The organism is Clostridium senegalense (assembly GCF_018916625.1).
Lineage (GTDB): Bacteria > Bacillota > Clostridia > Clostridiales > Clostridiaceae > Clostridium_J > Clostridium_J senegalense.
On record NZ_JAHLNC010000008.1, the window covers coordinates 1 to 19991 of the forward strand.

Consider the following 19991-nt stretch of genomic DNA (forward strand, 5'->3'; position numbering starts at 1 on the left):
TATTTTTTTAGAAATCATCCTACTTTTTTACCAAATAATATATATTTTTCTCTATGATTGTTAAATTTACTACATATTTTTTTAAATATTAAAATATTTTTTTAATTTTATATTAAAATAATTTTTAAAATTTTGATATAAAATTATAGTTATAATTCAAATTAAAGACTTTTCGTATTTTTCGACATTTTTCATCTACTTTTTATAATATTAATATTTTTACCATATATTTCATAGCAATTTTGTTGAAATATACAGACTTTTAAAGGATTTTAATATTACTTTTTTTCTACTTTACTATGTATTTTCCTTTTAAATTTAATAGATTTATTTTAATTGTATTAAATTTAAAGCTATTTTTTATAAAAATTAATGTTTAATATTTCTTTTAAAATATTAAACATTAATTTTTATAATTTATATAAATTTGTTAAATTTTTAATATTAGGTTAAATATTTTACAAATCGCATAATTTGTCTTATAATTTTAATTGTATACATACATTTAATTTATAAATGTTAATTTTTTTAACTTTCAGAATACAAAAAGGAGGATTATTTATGGGACTTTTTAGTTTCAAAGGTGGTATTCATCCACCACATGGAAAAACTCTAAGTAAAGACAAAGCAATTGAACCTTTACTACCAAAAAAAGACTTAGTATTTCCAATGAGCCAACATATCGGTGCACCTTGTGAACCAATAGTAAAAAAAGGTGATAGGGTTCTAGTTGGTCAAAAAATTGGACAGGCTACAGGTTTTGTATCTGCTCCAATTCATTCAAGTGTATCAGGTACAGTTAAAAATGTTGTACCAATGCTTCACCCTAGCGGTAAAAAAATCATGTCAATCGTAATTGAAAATGATGGTCTATATGAGGAATGTGAATTTACTCCACATGAAGATTATAAATCACTTTCAAAAGATGAACTGCTAAAAATTATAAACGAAGGTGGGATTGTGGGACTTGGCGGAGCATGTTTCCCAACTCATGTAAAGCTTTCACCAAAGCAAGAAATAGACACAATTATTATAAATGGGGCTGAATGTGAACCTTATTTAACTTGTGACTATAGATTATTGCTTGAAAAACATGCAGAAATTATAGAAGGCTTAGAGATTATTAAACATATGTTCCCTAAAGCTAATATTTATATTGGTATAGAAGATAACAAAAGTGATGCAATATCAATTCTTCAATCTGCACTTGAAGAATATAAAGGTATTGAAGTAAAAAGTTTAAAAACTAAATATCCACAAGGTGCTGAAAAGCAACTTATTTACGCCCTTACTAAAAGAGCTGTTCCAACTGGAAAACTTCCAGCTGATGTAGGTTGTATAGTACAAAATTTAGCAACAATCTACGCTATACGTGATGTTGTTATAAAAGGAAGACCTTTAACAGATAGAATTGTTACTATTACTGGTGAAGCAGTTAAAGAACCTAAAAATTTACAAGTTAAATTTGGTACTTCATTAACTGAACTTGTAGATGCTTGTGGTGGATTCAAAGAAGATCCAGTTAAGGTTTTATCTGGTGGACCAATGATGGGAATGTCACTTATATCATTAGAAGTTCCTTCAATTAAAGGTACCTCTGGAGTATTAGCACTTTTAAAAGATCAAGCAGATCTTTCTGAAGAATCTAATTGTATAAGATGTGGTAGATGTGTAACAGCATGCCCTATGTGGCTTGTACCATCTAAATTAAATAGTTTAGTCTTAAGAGGAGAGTTTGAAGAGTTTGAAAAGAATAGCGGACTATCTTGTATAGAATGTGGTGCTTGTTCTTATATTTGTCCTGCTAAAAGACACTTAACTCAATCTTGTCGTGAAGGAAAACGAGTAATAATGAACAATAGAAAGAAAAGTAAATAATTGAGGTGAAAAAATATGTCTGAAAAGTTATTTACAGTATCATCATCTCCTCATATAAAGTCTAAAGACTCTGTAAACACTATAATGAGAGATGTTGTTATTGCTTTAATGCCTGCTCTAATTGCAGGAGTTATATATTTAGGAATTGGAGCACTTGTAGTTACAATTGCTTGTGTAGTTTCTTGCGTAGTTTTTGAATATTTATTTCAAAAAATAACAAAACGCCCTATTACTATAAAAGATTTAAGTGCAGTTGTTACAGGAATACTTTTAGCTTATAATCTTCCACCAACTGCCCCTATTTGGATTTGTGTTGTAGGAAGTGCTGTTTCTATCATAGTTGTTAAATGCTTCTTTGGAGGAATTGGACAAAATATAGTAAACCCTGCACTATTAGGTAGAGCTTTCTTATTATCTGCTTATCCTGGTCATATGACAGAATGGACACTAAATGGAGTTTCTACAGCAACACCTCTTGCTATTGCTAAGTATGGTGGTGGCTCAATGCCTTCAATTGCAGATGCATTTTTAGGTAATGTAGGCGGTTGTATTGGTGAAATTTCTGCATTAGCGTTACTTATAGGTTTTGCTTATCTATTATATAGAAAAGTTATTACTTTTCATATTCCTGTAGCTTATATAGGAACTACATTAATTCTTACATTAATATTAGGATTTATAGGTAGAGATAGTTTTACTGTTAACCAAGCAATTATTGAAATGTTCTCAGGTGGATTAATGATTGGTGCAATATTTATGGCTACAGATTACACTACATCTCCTATGACTAAAAAAGGACAAGTAATCTTTGGTGTATGTTGTGGTATTTTAACTACAGTTATTCGTATATTTGGTGGATATGCTGAAGGTGTATCTTATTCAATATTAATCATGAACTTGTTTGTACCTATAATCGATAAATATGTTAAGCCACGTGCTTTTGGGGAGGTAAAATAAGTGAAAGAAAATTTTAAATTAGGTGGAATACTTCTTATAATTACAGCAATTGCTGGACTTATATTATCTGTTGCCCATTCAGTTACTATGGGACCTATTTTAGCTAAAGAAAAAGAAGAAAAGGTTGCAGCTATGAAGGTTATATTACCTGAAGCTGAAGATTTTACCACTGTAAAAGATGTTGAAATAACAGAAGAAATTCTTGGCGTTGAAGCTGGAACTAAAGATGGTAAAAATGTTGGCTACTGTATAAACGTATCTAGCAAAGGATATGGCGGACCTATTAACATGATGATTGGTATATCTGAAGATGGTAAAATCGAAGGTGTACAAATTTTATCACTAAGCGAAACTCCAGGCCTTGGTAGTAAAGCTAAAGAACCTGAGTTTATAGATCAATTTAAAGATAAAGAAGCTACTGAACTATCTGTGGATAAAGAAAGTGGTTCTGATGATAAAATTTTAGCAATCTCTGGTGCTACTATAACATCTAAAGCTGTTACAGCTGGAGTTAATAATGCTGTTAAACTATTTAATGAAAATCTGAAAGGAGCGCAGTAATCATGAGTAAACTTACAGAAAGATTAAAAGCGGGTATAATTGTTGAAAACCCTGTTTTTATACAAGTTTTAGCTATGTGTCCTACCCTGGCTACTACAAGTAACGTAAAAAATGCCATTGGTATGGGCCTTGCAGCAACTGCAGTTCTTATAGGATCAAATGCAGTTATAGCACTACTTAGAAAATGTATTCCTGATAAAATCAGAATACCAGCATTTATAGTTATTATTGCTAGCTTTGTTACTTTGATTCAATTTTTAGTACAAGGATATTTACCTGATTTATATAAAGAGTTAGGATTATTCATACCGCTTATAGTTGTTAACTGTATAATTCTTGGAAGAGCTGAAGCTTATGCTTCTAAGAATACAGTTATTGATTCTATATTTGATGCTATTGGTATGGGTCTTGGATTTACTTTAGCATTAACTGTATTAGCTTCTGTAAGAGAAATATTAGGAGCTGGAACTTTTTATGGATTACAAGTTCTACCAAAAGCTTATGAACCAGCAGGAATTATGCTTCTTGCACCTGGTGCTTTCATAACTTTAGGAGTACTACTAGCCATATTAAATCAATACAAGATTTCTAGTGCTAAAAAATCTAAACTTTCAAAATAATATAAAGAGGTGAATAAATTTGGGACTTTTTGCAATATTTATAAGTGCGTTACTTGTTAATAACGTAATCTTATCAAAGTTCTTAGGAATATGTTCTTTCCTAGGAGTTTCTAAAAAAACTGAAACTGCTAAAGGTATGGGGCTTGCTGTTGTATTCGTTATGATACTTGCTTCAATAATTACTTATATAGTTAATAAGTGTATATTAATACCTCTTGATATTGGGTATTTATCTACACTAGCATTCGTATTAGTTATAGCTGCATTAGTTCAATTTGTTGAAATAGTTGTAAAGAAAACTAACCCTAGTCTTTATAAAGCATTAGGTATATTCTTACCACTTATAACAACTAACTGTGCTGTTTTAGGTATTGCTGTTTTAAACATGGACAATAACTATAACTTAATAGAATCTATTGTTAATTCTGCCGGTGCGGCACTTGGTTATATGCTTGCAATAGTTTTACTTGCAGGTCTTAGAGAAAGAATGGAAGAAAATACCGATATACCAGAAGCGTTCAAAGGATTGCCTCTTGCATTAATTACAGCAGGAATTATGGCTATAGCATTCTTTGGATTCAGTGGTCTTATATAAGGAGGCATTTTAATGGACATTGGAATTAAAGAAATATTATTTCCTGTATTAAGCCTTGGAGGTCTCGGTCTTTTATTTGGTTTATTACTTGGATATGCTAATGATAAATTTAAAGTTGAAGTAGATGATAGAATACCTAAAGTTCGTAACTGTCTACCTGGTGCTAACTGTGGTGCTTGTGGATTTGCTGGTTGTGATGCCTATGCAGAAGCAGTTGTTAATGATGGTGCTAAGCCAAATCTTTGTAATCCTGGCGGTGCTACAGCTTCTGCTGGTATATCTGAGATTTTAGGTGTATCTGTTGAAACTTCTGATCCACAAGTTGCTTATGTTAAATGTAACGGAACTTGTGATAAAGCTAAAACAAAATCTATTTACTACGGCGTAAAAGATTGTAATATGGCTATGAACACTCCTGGTACAGGTAATAAATCTTGTGATTTTGGATGTTTAGGCTTAGGAAGTTGTGTTAAAGCTTGTAAATTTGATGCTTTAGAAATAGTAGATGGAATTGCTAAGGTTAATAAAGAAAACTGCGTGGCTTGTGGTGCTTGTGTTACTGCTTGTCCTAAAGGTGTAATTGCTCTTGTACCTAAAGAATCTAAAGTACGTATACAATGTAATTCTAATAACAAAGGAAAAGATGTTATGGATGCTTGTGCTGTAGGATGTATTGGTTGTGGCTTATGTGCTAAAAACTGTCCTAAAGAAGCAATTACTATGGTAAACAACTTACCTGTAATTGATTATTCTAAGTGTGTTAACTGTGGAATATGTGCTACTAAATGTCCAAAACATTGTATAGAAAATTTACGTAAACCAGCAAACACTAACAAAGTAGAACCTAAAGAAAGTGAAACTATTAAAGCTTAAAATTTTAGATAGTAAAACTTATAAAACCATTAGAGAAGAATATATCTTCTCTAATGGTTTTAATTTAAACAATATTTTTATGTATATTTATAGTTTTTTATTTTTGTAAATAATCAATTTTTTAGAAATTAACTTGGAAACCTATAATCAACTGTATTTGTATTTTACATATATTTAATTTAATATTAAATTAAGGAGGCGAAAGTTATGGAACAAAACGGTGTCGTAAAAAGAATCAACGGCGATATTGCTGAAATTGCTTTTATAAAAAAATCTGGATGTGGAGGAAATTGTGGCAGTTGTAAATCACCTTGCCCTTCTGATACTATTATAATCCCTGTAGAAAACACATTAAATGCTAATATTGGAGATACAATAACTGTTTCAGTTAACAATAAAGCATTTTCTAGTATGACTTTTTGGGCTTATGTATTTCCAACAATAATGACTCTTATTGGTTTATTTGGAGGAGTTTTTACTTTCAAAGCATTAAATATATCAAACTATGAACTTTTTGGTGCTATAATTGGTTTGATATTTTTAGTAGTTTCATTTTTACTTTCATCTAAATTAAATAAAAAATCTAAAGATGGCAGTTATGATTTTAAGATGATTAAGAAAAATTAATATCTTTAAAAACATAACTAATTGACATATTTTTCTTTACAGTATATAATATATTTTTAAATATACTGTATAAATAAAGTATATTTTTTGTTTTTTAATATAATATAAATATTTATGTAGTTAATATGTTATATTAATTATTATTAAATATATAATTTTTGGAGGTTACCAATATGAATATTGCATCAATGATCGATCACACTATATTAAAAGCTGATACTACATTAGATCAAGTAAAAAAAATATGTGATGAAGCAAAAGAATATAAATTTAAATCTGTATGTGTTAACTCTTGTTACACAAAATTTGTTGCAGAACAATTAAAAGATTCTGGAGTTCTAGTTTGTACTGTTGTTGGTTTTCCTCTAGGTGCTATGGATTCTAAAGCAAAGGCCTTTGAAACTGCAAGATCTATAGAACTTGGAGCTAATGAAATTGATATGGTTATAAATGTAGGAGCATTAAAAGATAAAAACTACGATTTAGTTCTAAATGATATTAAAGAAGTTGTTGAAACTGCTAAAGGAAAAGCACTTGTTAAAGTTATAATAGAAACTTGCCTTTTAACTGATGATGAAAAAGTAAAAGCTTGTGAGCTTTCTGTAGAAGCTGGTGCTGATTTTGTTAAAACTTCAACTGGTTTTAGTACAGGTGGTGCTAATGCTAAAGATTTACAACTTATGAGAAAAGTTGTAGGTCCAAATATTGGAGTTAAAGCATCTGGTGGAGTTAGAACTAAAGCTGATGTATTAAACGCTATAGAAGCTGGTGCTAATAGAATTGGAGCTAGTGCTTCCGTTGCAATTTTAAATGATGATAAATCTGTAAAATCTGATTATTAATATCTTAAATGGTATGTTATTTTATTAAAAGATAACATACCATTTTTATATTTTATAAATAGATTTTATATTAAATATATGTAATTATATATACATTTAACAATGTGTAAAATAATTGTATGTCATTCATTTATTTTACACATTGTTAAAAGTAATTTAATTTTTTTGTAAAAATAACTTGTTAATTTACTCTTTATTATTTATAATAAAAAAAGATTTTCCTAAATAACCATTATTTATGAATATTATGTTAATAAAATGTTAATTTTATATTTTTCTTATCTTCATTTTGTTAATTTTTTTACATTTTCATTTAATTAAACCCTATTTTTTCTTATAAATATTTAATTAAATGGCTTATATTGTTAGATTCGGTATATATTTTATAACTTTTAAATTTAAATATATATAAAAAAATATGATATAATAGACATATAAGATTTAAAATTTAAATAAATTTAAAAATCAATTAGAATTTTCTTGAATATACACGTAGATTTTTTAATATATGTATATAAATTATTAATAAAGTATTAGAATTTTCTCAAAACATTGAATTGTTTATTTTTTCATTCTATAATTTACTTAAACATACAAAATTATTTCAAAAAACTTATAAATCTACTTTTTTTTAATTTTTATTTATTATTTTATTTTTTTAGTTACCATCATTATAAAGATGGTTAACGTAGAGGGGGAATTTATATTGACTTTTTTAATTGGACTTTTAAAACTTTCACCAGTTGGAGTTCTTGTAGGTTTAATGATATCTGGAATGGATGTTTTAATCGCTGCACCACTTGCAACTTGTTGGGCAGCATTGATGGCATACTTGACAGAGAAAATTAAATTTAATGATCTTATTGATTGTGCTGTAGATAACGTAAAATCAATGCAACTTGTTTTCTTTATACTTATGTTTGCATATGCTATGGCAGCTGCATTTATGGCTACTGGCGTAGGTGCTGCTATAGTTAACGTTGCATTAAAATTAGGATTAACAGCTAGAACAGTTGCTGTTACAAGTTTTATAGTTACTTGTATTTTATCTGTTGCTACTGGAACGTCATGGGGTACTTTTGCCGCTTGTGCACCTATATTCTTATGGCTTTCTCATATAGTTGATGGAAATGTTTTATTAACAGTTGCTGCCACTGCAGGTGGTTCTTGCTTTGGTGACAATATTGGACTTATATCTGATTGTACCGTTGTTAGTTCAGGTATTCAAAAGGTAGAAGTTATAGACAGACTTAAAAACCAAGGTGTTTGGTCTATTATATGTCTAGTTATAACTGCTATAGCATTCTATTTCTTAAGTACATATCTTGGACTTTCAAACGCATCTTCTACTAATGCAGCTTCAGCTATAGATGCTATTCCTAAAGAGGTATGGGGTGTGTTACAAGAACAACGTCCTGCTGCTGTAGATTTATTAAACCAAGTTAAATTAGGTGTTCCTATATATATGGTAATTCCTTTAATTCTTGTTATAGGTGCTGCTATAAAAGGTTTATCTACATTATCTTGTTTATTCTTAGGAATTATTTCTTCACTAATCTTAGGATTATTTGCAGGAACTACTTCTGTACCTGAATTTTTAAAATTAGTTGAAGGTGGATTCTCTGAGGCAGGACAAACTGTAATTGTAATGATGATGTGGGTTGGTGCTTTTGGTGGTATAATGGGTAAAATGAAAGCCTTTGAACCTATTTCTAAATTAGTTGTTTCTATTTCAAGAAATGTACGTCAGCTTATGTTCTGGAATGGTGTTCTTTCAATAGCTGGTAATGCACTTCTTGCAGATGAAATGGCACAAATAGTTACTATTGGACCTATTATTAAAGAAATAGTTGATGAAAATGTTGAAGCTAGTGAAGAAGACATGTATCAATTACGTTTAAGAAATGCTACTTTTTCAAGTGCATTAGGAGTTTTTGGTTCTCAAATAATACCATGGCATGTTTATTTAGGATTCTATGTAGCAATTTCAAATGCTGTATATCCACTATATACATTTACACCAGTTGACTTTATAAAATATAATATTATGGCATTCGTTGCAATAATCTCATTATTACTTCTTACCTTTACTGGCCTTGATAGATTTATACCTTATTTCGGTATACCAAGCGAGCCTCAGGTTAGACTTAAAAAGAAATCTGCTTCTACAGATGACAATTATAACGATGAGTTAGAAGCAACTTCATAATATATGTATGTAGAGCTAGCATTATATAAATGCTAGCTTTTTTATTATTTTAATATATAACTTTTCTCTCTTATTTCATTATAAAATTACATATAAAAATTCACTTTCAACATAATTCTCCTTTATTAATTATAGGTTTATAACTTTATTAACAAATTGTTAGAATTTTCTAAAGATATTGAATTTTTTTTTGTATGGCCTTATAATCTACTTATAACCAAACCTTGTTTTAGCATTAAATGACTAGTTTATAAATATTCATATATATTTAACATAAAATATATGAAATATTTTAACTCTACTTTTAATTCTAAAACAAACATACGCTTTAACCAAACTTTGACGTTATAAAAAGGGGGAGTTTATATTGACTTTTAAAAAAATTATAATTGGTTTTTTAAAATTATCTCCAGTATTTCTTTTAGCTGGTTTGATGATGATGAAAATGGATGCTTTAATGGCAGCACCACTTTCAACTCTTTATGCAGCTATAATTGCCACAATAACAGAAAAAATTAAATTTAATGAACTTGTTGATTGTGCTGTAGATAATGTAAAATCAATGCAACTTGTTTTCTTTATTCTAATGTTTGCCTACGCTATGGCATCTGCATTTATGTCTACTGGTGTTGGTGCATCAATAGTTAACTTAGCATTAGAACTTGGTCTTACTGCTAGAACTGTTGCTGTTACAGGATTTTTAGTTACTTCAATACTTTCAATTGCTACAGGTACTTCTTGGGGAACTTTTGCAGCCTGTGCTCCTATATTTTTATGGCTTTCTCACATTGTTGATGGCAACATACTTATAACAGTGGCAGCTATAGCTGGTGGTTCTTGTTTTGGTGATAATATTGGTCTTATATCTGATACTACTGTTGTTAGTTCCGGTATACAAAATGTTGAAGTTATTGATAGAATTAAGCATCAAGGGGTTTGGTCTTTAAGCTGTTTAGTTATAACAGCAATCTTATTTTATATAATTTCATTAAAATTACCTACAACTGTATCTTCAGGAAGTGCTGCTATAGATGCAATTCCTAAGGAAGTTTGGGGTGTGTTACAAGAACAAAAACCAGAAGCTGTAGATTTACTAAACCAAGTTAAATCTGGAGTTCCGTATTATATGATAATACCACTAATTCTTGTTATAGCTGCAGCTGTTAAGGGTATTCCAACACTTGCTTGTTTATCTATAGGTATTATATCCTCTTTAATATTAGGAACATTTGCTGGAACTACAAATTTAACAGACTTCTTAGCTTTAGTTCAAGGTGGATTTGAGGAAGCTGGTAAATGGGTTATTGTAATGATGATGTGGGTTGGTGCTTTTGGTGGTATAATGGCGAGAATGAAAGCCTTTGAACCTCTATCAAGGCTTGTAGTTTTATTTTCAAGAAATGTACGTCAACTTATGTTCTGGAATGGTGTTCTTTCAATAGCTGGTAATGCACTTCTTGCAGATGAAATGGCACAAATAGTTACTATTGGACCTATTATTAAAGAATTAGTTGAAGAAAATGTTGAAGGTGATGATGAAGCTATGTACAAGCTTCGTTTAAGAAATGCAACTTTTTCTGATGCATTAGGAGTTTTTGGATCTCAACTACTGCCATGGCATGTATATTTAACTTTTTATGCCGGCATAGCATCTGCTGTATATCCTCTTCGTCAATTTGCAGCAACTGATTTTATAAAATATAATATTATGGCCTTTGTTGCAGTAATCTCTATACTTTTACTTACTCTTACTGGCCTTGATAGATTTATACCATTATTTAAATTACCACGTGAACCTGAAGTTAAATTAAAAAAAAAATCATTGAATAATGATAATTCAATTTCAATAAATTAAAATTTTAATATAATATTTTTAAAAAGGTACTTGAAATTAAAAGTTCAAGTACCTTTTTATATAAAAAATAAACTATACTCTACTTTCTACTTGTAAAAAACTAATATTTTCTCATTGTAATAAAATTCTTTAAATCTGTGTAAACTAATATTATATTGTGTAGAAAGGAGAGCACTTAAATGAAAAAAATAAGTAAATTACTGCCACTTACCCTTTCAGTTGCAGTTATTGGTTCTTGTGCTTTTTCATATTTTTCATACTGCAGACAATACTTACCTGAGAATAATGAAAAATATGAAATGGTAATGCAAACAATAAAAGCAGAAAAGGATAAAAATAATAAACCACTTGAGAAAAAAGAAAAAAAAGCTGAAAAGATGGATACTAATGTAGATAACACCTGTATTGACTGGTGGTTTGTTCCCAATGGAAATCATGAAGCTCCACGTCTGAATGATAAATTATCTTTCAAATTCGAAGATTATGATGCACACTGTCTTGGAGATACTTCTAAAAAAGTTTTATATTTAACCTTTGATGAAGGTTATGAAAATGGTTATACTGATAAAATTCTTGATACTTTAAAAGAAAATGATGTAAAAGCAATCTTTTTTGTTACCTTACCTTATATCAGAGATAATCAAGATATCATAAAAAGAATGGTAGATGAAGGTCATATTGTTGGAAACCACTCTAACCATCACCCTTCTATGCCTGAAGTAGCCACTGATGAAAGTAAATTCAATAAAGAGTTTACTGATGTAGAAGAGTTATTTACTGAAATTACAGGAACTGAAATGCCTAAATTTTTTAGACCACCAATGGGTAAATATTCACAACGTAGTTTAGCTATGACCAAAAATTTAGGTTATAAAACTGTATTTTGGAGTTTTGCTTATCATGATTGGGATATTAATAATCAACCTGAACCTGAAAAAGCAAAGAAAAAAATTTTAGATGGTTTACATAATGGTTCTATAATGCTTATACATGCTGTCTCTAAAACAAATAATGAAATTTTAGGAGATGTTATAAAAGAAGCAAAACAACAAGGTTATACTTTTGAACTTTTAGAATAGAAAAAAGATGCCTATGAAAATGAATAAACATTTTTAGGCATCTTTTTTATTATTCGTTCATTTCTTCATCAAATAATCTATCATATTCAGCTACTACAGCTTCAAATTCTTTTTCATCTTCAACTTCAGTAAGCTCGTATTTCTCGCCTTCCATATTTACAATTTTATATATGTAAGCATCATCTGAGTTGTCTAGTGGCGCTAATAATAAATATGTATTGCCATTTAATTCTATTCTATCTACCTCTTCTAATTCCACAACTTCTTTTGTCTCTGGGTCTATGAATTTCATTCTCTTTTTTAATTCCATTTTTATTTCTCCTTTATGTATAAATAATTTGAATATAAGACAATTTCAATAAAATAATAGATTAAATCATTTATAAATTCTATAGCTTTCTATTACTTTTTCATACCTAACTTCCTTTTTAAATCATAGTAACAATTATATACTATTAGTATTTATTTAACAACGAATTTATTACAATTATGTTAAATCATTTATCTACTTATTATTTTTTATATAAATTAATATTTCATTAATTAATATGTTTCTTTCATTTAATGAAGGGTCCTTTAAAACCTTTTCTAAAAGATTATTTAAAATATTTCCTATTTCTTTTCCTGGCTTTATACCACATCTTATAATATCGTCTCCTGTTATCTGTAAATCCTTAACTTTAAGAGGTTCATTTGATGTTATAATTTTATTACACATACTTTTCATATTTAAGATGTCATCATATCCTCTATAATCTTTATGTGATGCTAACCTATCTGCTATCATTAGTGAAAAAATTAAATTCAGATTTTCTTGTCCAACTTCATTTATATATTTCTTAATCTTATATTTATTATTCCCTTTTATAACTCTCATGTGATTTTTCACTAAAATTACTACTGTTTTCTTAATTTTATTATCAAATTTTAATCTTTCTAATATACTTCTACAAATTTTTGCTCCTTCAGCCTCATGAAAATAGAAATGTCCACCTTTTTCATCTAAAGTAAATGTATTAGGCTTACCTATATCGTGAAGTAATGCTGCTAATCTCAAAGAAATATTATTTTCCACATTATCTAACACTTCCATAGTGTGATAATAAATATCTTTATCATGATATTTACTTTGTTGATTAAATCCTACAAGATTTATTATCTCTGGGATAATATATTCCATTAGTTTTAAGTTAACTAATTCATTTATCCCTTTAGATGGTATATCACTTATTAAAATTTTCTTTAATTCTTCTGTAATTCTTTCTACACTTATATTTTTTATTAATGAGCTTCTACTCAATATAGCATCCTTAGTTTTATCTTCTATTTTAAAATTTAGCTGTGTACTAAATCTAATTGCTCTTAGCATTCTAAGTCCATCTTCATTAAAACGATCATTTGCATTACCAATAGACCTTATTATACCTTTATTCAAATCTTCTCTACCATGAAAAAAATCCATTAATCCCACATAATTATTATAAGCCATTGCATTTATAGTGAAATCTCTTCTTTTTAAGTCTTCTTTCAAATTTTCTGTAAAAAAAACTTTACTAGGTCTTCTATTATCTAAATAGTCCCCTTCAATTCTATAAGTTGTAATTTCATAATTAATATTATTTAAAACTAAGGTAATTGTTCCATGTTGAATACCAGTTTCTATAATTTTTAATTTTAAGCTCTGAAAAATTTCTTTCACTTTATTAGGTTTAGCATTAGTAGTTATATCATAATCATTAGGCTTTTTCCCTAAAATATCATCTCTAACACAACCACCTACAACAAAAGCCTCATATCCTTTTTTGTATAAAGTGTCTATTATAAATTCCACATCTTTAGGTAAAAACAAAAAAATCCCCCCTATTAATCAATAAATATATATTTTATTACTGATTATTTACTAGTATTTTGCTCTTAAAAATTGTATTACATATTCATCACAATTTAAAGCTCTAAACTCATACCCTTCATTTTTAAGGGTTTCTATTATACAGGACAATGCATATACTGTTGTTTTTTTTGTAGGTGCATCATGCATTAATATTATTGGTGAATCAAATTTTCTTGCTCCCTCTAAAGTACTTTTAATTATGTAATCTACATCCATTGTAGTTCCATTAGCATCACCAGAATCAACATTCCAATCAAAATATGTTATATTTTTATCTATTAAGCATTTACTAAGATCTATCATTATATCATTATGATATCTATTACTAACCGTATTATTGCTTCCGCCTGGAAACCTAGCTATTTCCATATCATAATTACATTTTTCTTTAATAAAACATTGCATTTTATCAAAATCTTGAGAAAAATTTTCAACAGAGTTATAAATATATTTATAATCATGGCTATAAGTATGATTACCTATAGCATGACCTCTTCTTATTATATCATTATATGTGTTTATAGAGGGTTCATCTTCGTGACCAACAACAAAAAATGTAGCTTTAGCATCATATTTGTCTAATATATCTAATATTTTAGATGTATTATCACTTGGGCCATCATCAAAAGTTAAATATACAATTTTTTCATCTTTTTCATTGCATATGTAATATGAAACAGCTCTGTCCTCATCTTTTGCTTTTACAGCTTGTATAAATTCTTTGCTATTTTTAGGTTTATATATATCTTTATTATATTTATATAAATTATTATTAAAAACTTTAGTGGTTTTTAACCTTTTCTCATCTAAATTTTTATAATTTATTATTCCAAATAAGGTTACTACAAATGCTATGGCAATAATTAAAATATTATAATATTTTCTTCTCATATAATCCCTTCTTTTCAAACTTTATTTTTTCTATTAAATATTCTTTTTTAGTTTACGTAGTTTATATTAATTTATTCTTTTCATATATGCTTAATAATATAAAAAGCTATCTAAGAATAAATTTACTTGTATTCTTAAATAACTTTCTATATATTATACTAAATGAAAATAATAATCCCTTATCTTTAAATATCTGTTTTTATTTGTTCCAAAATCATAATATGGAACTCTAGAGCAGGATCTATAATGAATACATTGTAATTTTTCATCAAAATAAAACTCTATATCATCATGATATCTTAATAATGGTGTTGTTGATACTGCATAAATGTAGTCATATTCAACCCTTAATACCAATATCCCTCCTATACAGTTTAATACCTTTACTATTTTTTCTTTTGACTCTTCTAAGTCCCCTTTAAAAGGCAAAGTTTCAACCCTTTTATTATGGTAAATCGTTTCTGTTGACACTGCACTTGGCCTATTAGGTATCTCTTGTAATCTTCCCTTAACTACACCTAAGTTTTTAGGTTTTACTATATTTCTACTTATTATTGTTGATACTGATGCTATACCTAATCCTAATAAAATTAAATTTCTTTTTTTCAATTAATATCACACCTTTAATAAAAAAATATATATATCTATTAATGTGCTCATTTATTTAAAAATTATAAAAAATAACTGAATATAGATAAAAATATATTTTTATTTATACTCAGTTATTTATACTCAGTTATTTATAATATTATTTTAAAGTTTCTTTTAAAACATTTTTTACATTTTTAAAAAATATTTTTTCAATATCACTTTCTTTTAATCCTTCTTTTTTAAGGGCATATGCTAAATTATTCATTTCACTTGTATTTTTTATTTCAACTTCATTTTCTATACCATCAAAATCAGAACCAAGTGCTACTATACCTATTCCCCCTACATTTGCTATATGTTTTATATGATTTATCATTTGAGATATTTTAGCTTCTTCACTTTCACCTAAAAAAACACTGCAAAAATTTATTCCCATAACTCCACCTTTTAAAGCAAGTTTTTTTATCATATCATCAGTTAAATTTCTTGGATGATTAGTAATAGTTCTTGCATTAGAATGTGACGCTATAAATGGTTTTTTACATATGTCTACTAAATCATAAAACCCTTTATCTGACAAATGAGAGCAGTCTGGTATAATACCAAAGTGTTCCATGGCCTCAACAACTTCTTTTCCTTTATCTGTTAATCCATTATCTTTATATACAAATTCACAATTAGGATATCCTAAGGAGTTTTTATAGTTCCATGTAAGGGTTATAAGTCTTATTCCTAGCTTATAAATCTCTTCTACCATATCAACATTGCCTTTTAAAACTTCTCCCTCTTCTATAGTCAAGAAAGCCCCTACCTTACTTTCTAAATTACACTTTTCTAATTCCTTAAGATTAGTAACTATCTGGATTTTATCTTTATTTTTGCTTACTTCATATATAAAATTATCATACTGATTTTTAAATTCTAAAAATGGATCTTTTTTATTATCTAATTCCACAAAAAAAGCAAAAAACTGAGCTAACCCTCCACCTTTTATTAATTTTTCTATACTTACTTTACATTCACTTTCTCTTAAATCTAAACCTTCATATAACATTCTACTTGCTGTATCACAATGTAAATCAATAAATGCCATATAATCCCATCCCCTTCTTTTAAAATAATTTTAATTATAAGGTTTCAACTTACCCCTTTTTAAACTTGTATACTCTAAAGAGTGATACAGACTCCAAATTTGAGCTTGTATCTATATAATTTTACCACTTATTCCTAAAAGCTGTATAGCTAAAGATTAAATATCTTTTCATAACTTAAAATTTTTCCATCCTTTAAATTAACTAAATTAGTACCATAATTAGCCGATTCCCTAGAATGTGTTACATTTATAATTGTTACATTTTTCTCTTTATTTATTTTTTTAAAAAGTTTCATAATTTCAGTACCAGTTTTAGAGTCTAAATTTCCTATTGGTTCATCTGCAAGTATTAACTCAGGATTATTTATAAGTGCTCTTGCTATAGCTATCCTTTGTTGTTGACCACCGGAAAGTTCTCTTGGCAGTGCTTTTCTTTTACTTGGCATTTCAATTATATTTAATATATCTTTCAATTCTTTTTCATATTTTTTAGGCTTACCACCATCTAATAGTATTGGAAGTAATATATTATCTTCTACTGATAAGTTTTGAACTAAATTATAAAATTGAAATACAAATCCCAATTCTCTTCTTCTTACTTTACTTATACTCTTATCCTTAAGTTTTGAAATTTCTCTATTATTTATGTATATTTCACCAGATGTTGGAGCATCAAGTCCTCCTAACAAGTATAACAATGTACTTTTACCACAGCCTGATGGACCCATAATAGACAAAAATTCACCTTTTTCAACTTTCAAATTTATATTGTTTAATATTTTTATATCTTCACTACCAACTTTAAAATTTTTATGTAAATTCTTAATCTCTATTATTGTTTCCATTTTATGTACACCTTCTATTCATATTTTATTTCCTCAACTATTGATAATTTGGATGATTTTATTATAGGAACTATTGATGCCACCATTATTAATATTGCACCTAATGCACCAAGTAAAACTACTAGCTTAATAGAAATTTCCACTTTTAAATAGGCATCAAGGGAATACGTTATGTCTTCTATAAAGTTAGATATAAAAATTCCTTCCAAAGCTCCTAAGGTTCCACCGATTATTCCAATGGTTGCGCCTTCAATAAGTAAAAGATACCCTCTTTGAAATCTGCTCATGCCTACTGATGATAATACAGCAAATTCTTTTTTTCTATACATAAAACTAACCATAAGATTATTCATAATACCAAGACTACCTATTAATAGTGACATAAGTGAAAAACTTTCTAATGAATTCATAAGCCCTTCATTTTCTTGTAAATCTACTTTTAGTTCTTCTTCTTTACTACTTATAGTCAAATTATAACTTTCCAAATCTTCCTTCAACATATTACTTGTAACATCATAAGTATTATTATTTTTTATTAGTGTATTATTTTCATAACCTCCACTAATATTTTCTTTTAATAATTCTTTATCTGTTAAAGCTATTCCTAAATTATTTATATAGTCTCCTTTTATAAAACCTATTACATTATAAGTTATTTCTTTATCCTCTATTTTTAATTGAATTTTATCATCAATTTTTATATTCTTCTTCTTAGCTAGAATATTATTTATTATTATGTTGTTTCCTGACTGTAAATTTTTTAAAATTTTATCTTGTAAGCCGCCTTTATTATCATAGATTTCCACATTAGAATAAAAATCCAAAAATTTTTCTTCCTCAATTCCTTCTAGCCTTTTTATTTCTAAATCTCTATCTTTAACATCTACACCACTTAAGATAATCTCTTCCATATAATTATCTACATAATCTAAATTATAAATATCATCCTTTGCATATTTTAATTTATTTCCTTGTATTTTAAAATCATAATTCATATCTTCATACTGATTTATAATTAATCCACTTACACTGTTAGATGCAACATATATTGCAATAACAGCAGATAGTGTACTCATAAGTAATACAACATTATTTATAAGTGCTTTAGAACTTGATATATTGTCTAAAGCTATAGCGCCTAAATTACCTAAAAATACTCTATATACTTCTTTAAATAAATAAGAAAATATCTTCATAAAATATGGGCATATTAATGCTGCACCTATAAAAATTAGAAATGGACATAAAATTGATATTAAAAATATCCCTGTAAATTTATATTTGCATAAATATATTGTAGGTATAATTAAAAATATTAGTGCCAATAGTAAATTTCCTAATTTAAATTTTTTATTCTCACTAAAAGTACCAAGTATAATTTCTTTAACTGATATTTTAGATGAATTTATTATAGGTATAATTGAACTTATAAAAGAAATACTTATAGCTAATAAAAAACTATATATATAATTTATATTATTTATTTTAACTATAGTTTCTACCCCATAGCTTTTTAAAACATTAGTGGAATCACATAAATAATTCAAAATTGGTATTCCTAGTATTAGACCTATACCACCTCCTAATACTCCATAAATAAGACTTTCAATTATTAAAATTATATTAGTTGAAACCTTAGTAGCTCCTATACTTCTAAATGTTCCTATCACTGCCATTCTTTCAATTATTATCACTTTGTAGGCAGAATATATTATAAACCCTGCCATTATTAATACAATTATTAACATAAGGTAAAATGGCAATGTAAATTGTTTCACACGATTTTGTAAATCTTGTTTATTAATTGTTTCTTTAATATCATAATTAGATAAATTATTTTTATATTGACTTTTATATTCTTCAATATTTTCCTTATCATCAACATTAACAAGTACAGATGTTATTAATTTTTCTCTAGATAATAACTCCGAGAGTCCCTTATTATCTATAATTATATTCATTTCACCTGCACTCTCTAAAAAAAGACCTTTATTTAGAGCAATGTTTTTCACCTTTACAATTATGTCTTTTCCTTCAACTTTTAAATTTATATTATCTCCAATACTTAAATTTAACTTTTCACTAATATTATTAGAGATTATAACCTCATTATCTTTTAAACTTAAACCTTCATCACTATTACCAATTAATTTTATAGAATTTATTCTATTTAAATCTTCTATTTCACATCCTTTAATATTTAATTTCAAAATGTTATTATCACTTTTATAAATCCCTTCACCATCAAAAATATAGGCTGATTTATTATTTTTTAGTTCATTTTCAATTTCTGTCCTATCTAAGAATGTAATTTTATTTTTATCATTACTATAAATAATTAAATCTGCATCCCCAACTTTTGCTTTCATTTTTTCAAGTATCATTTCATTGTACGAATTAGATACCCCTATAGATGCAAAAGTCATAGCAGTAGCCACTGCAATAGAAAATACAATTAAAACAAACCTTAATTTCTTTTCAAATATATTTTTCATCATAAATTTGAATAAAATATGCATTGTTTTTCTCCTTATTGTTATATTTTTCATTAATTTTATCATATTAAAGCAGTTAAAATCAAAAT

18 protein-coding genes are annotated in these 19991 nt (G+C 27.4%); 11 read left to right on the plus strand and 7 right to left on the minus strand.

What is annotated here, in order from left to right:
• The first annotated feature begins 561 nt into the window (after positions 1 to 561).
• From rsxC to pdaA, 11 genes are all read left to right on the plus strand, one after another.
• Positions 562 to 1878, plus strand: coding sequence for an electron transport complex subunit RsxC (rsxC, locus tag KQI36_RS13100; RefSeq protein WP_216451247.1), 1317 nt, complete (start codon positions 562 to 564; stop codon positions 1876 to 1878).
• A gap of 15 nt (positions 1879 to 1893) precedes the next feature.
• Entirely contained in the window at positions 1894 to 2835 is a 942-nt protein-coding gene (locus KQI36_RS13105) for an RnfABCDGE type electron transport complex subunit D (RefSeq protein ID WP_216451248.1), read from the plus strand.
• Positions 2836 to 3396 (plus strand): RnfABCDGE type electron transport complex subunit G, encoded by a 561-nt coding sequence (locus KQI36_RS13110; RefSeq protein WP_010296114.1) that lies wholly within the window; start codon positions 2836 to 2838, stop codon positions 3394 to 3396.
• A gap of 2 nt (positions 3397 to 3398) precedes the next feature.
• On the plus strand, positions 3399 to 4016 hold the full coding sequence (rsxE, locus tag KQI36_RS13115; RefSeq protein ID WP_010296115.1) for an electron transport complex subunit RsxE: 618 nt from the start codon (positions 3399 to 3401) through the stop codon (positions 4014 to 4016).
• A 19-nt stretch (positions 4017 to 4035) separates the two neighbouring features.
• Positions 4036 to 4611: an electron transport complex subunit RsxA gene (gene rsxA / locus KQI36_RS13120; protein ID WP_010296117.1), complete on the plus strand. Its 576-nt coding sequence runs from the start codon at positions 4036 to 4038 to the stop codon at positions 4609 to 4611.
• Between the two features lie 24 nt (positions 4612 to 4635).
• Complete coding sequence (locus KQI36_RS13125; protein ID WP_026022348.1) at positions 4636 to 5484, plus strand: RnfABCDGE type electron transport complex subunit B; 849 nt, start codon at positions 4636 to 4638, stop codon at positions 5482 to 5484.
• 207 nt (positions 5485 to 5691) lie between these two features.
• Positions 5692 to 6111, plus strand: coding sequence for a SoxR reducing system RseC family protein (locus tag KQI36_RS13130; protein ID WP_216451249.1), 420 nt, complete (start codon positions 5692 to 5694; stop codon positions 6109 to 6111).
• Positions 6112 to 6284: 173 nt separating this feature from the next.
• Positions 6285 to 6953, plus strand: coding sequence for a deoxyribose-phosphate aldolase (deoC, locus tag KQI36_RS13135; RefSeq protein ID WP_216451250.1), 669 nt, complete (start codon positions 6285 to 6287; stop codon positions 6951 to 6953).
• A gap of 706 nt (positions 6954 to 7659) precedes the next feature.
• Positions 7660 to 9162 (plus strand): Na+/H+ antiporter NhaC family protein, encoded by a 1503-nt coding sequence (locus KQI36_RS13140; RefSeq protein WP_216451251.1) that lies wholly within the window; start codon positions 7660 to 7662, stop codon positions 9160 to 9162.
• Positions 9163 to 9529: 367 nt separating this feature from the next.
• Complete coding sequence (locus KQI36_RS13145; protein ID WP_216451252.1) at positions 9530 to 11017, plus strand: Na+/H+ antiporter NhaC family protein; 1488 nt, start codon at positions 9530 to 9532, stop codon at positions 11015 to 11017.
• 299 nt (positions 11018 to 11316) lie between these two features.
• On the plus strand, positions 11317 to 12096 hold the full coding sequence (pdaA, locus tag KQI36_RS13150) for a delta-lactam-biosynthetic de-N-acetylase (protein WP_425321729.1): 780 nt from the start codon (positions 11317 to 11319) through the stop codon (positions 12094 to 12096).
• Between the two features lie 49 nt (positions 12097 to 12145).
• Here the strand turns inward: pdaA and KQI36_RS13155 are convergent, their stop codons facing one another.
• The 7 genes from KQI36_RS13155 to KQI36_RS13185 form a co-directional block, all read right to left on the minus strand.
• Entirely contained in the window at positions 12146 to 12406 is a 261-nt protein-coding gene (locus KQI36_RS13155; RefSeq protein WP_010296135.1) for a DUF1292 domain-containing protein, read from the minus strand.
• Between the two features lie 195 nt (positions 12407 to 12601).
• Positions 12602 to 13945, minus strand: a complete 1344-nt coding sequence (locus KQI36_RS13160; RefSeq protein ID WP_216451254.1) for a CCA tRNA nucleotidyltransferase — start codon at positions 13943 to 13945, stop codon at positions 12602 to 12604.
• Positions 13946 to 13996: 51 nt separating this feature from the next.
• Positions 13997 to 14878 carry a polysaccharide deacetylase family protein gene (locus KQI36_RS13165; protein WP_216451255.1) on the minus strand — a complete coding sequence of 294 codons (882 nt, stop codon included), beginning with the start codon at positions 14876 to 14878 and terminating at the stop codon, positions 13997 to 13999.
• Positions 14879 to 15031: 153 nt separating this feature from the next.
• Positions 15032 to 15487: a DUF1499 domain-containing protein gene (locus KQI36_RS13170; RefSeq protein WP_216451256.1), complete on the minus strand. Its 456-nt coding sequence runs from the start codon at positions 15485 to 15487 to the stop codon at positions 15032 to 15034.
• A 139-nt stretch (positions 15488 to 15626) separates the two neighbouring features.
• Positions 15627 to 16562 carry a dipeptidase gene (locus KQI36_RS13175; protein ID WP_216451257.1) on the minus strand — a complete coding sequence of 312 codons (936 nt, stop codon included), beginning with the start codon at positions 16560 to 16562 and terminating at the stop codon, positions 15627 to 15629.
• 149 nt (positions 16563 to 16711) lie between these two features.
• Positions 16712 to 17407: an ABC transporter ATP-binding protein gene (locus KQI36_RS13180; RefSeq protein WP_216451258.1), complete on the minus strand. Its 696-nt coding sequence runs from the start codon at positions 17405 to 17407 to the stop codon at positions 16712 to 16714.
• A 14-nt stretch (positions 17408 to 17421) separates the two neighbouring features.
• Entirely contained in the window at positions 17422 to 19926 is a 2505-nt protein-coding gene (locus KQI36_RS13185) for an ABC transporter permease (protein ID WP_216451259.1), read from the minus strand.
• Positions 19927 to 19991: the final 65 nt, after the last annotated feature.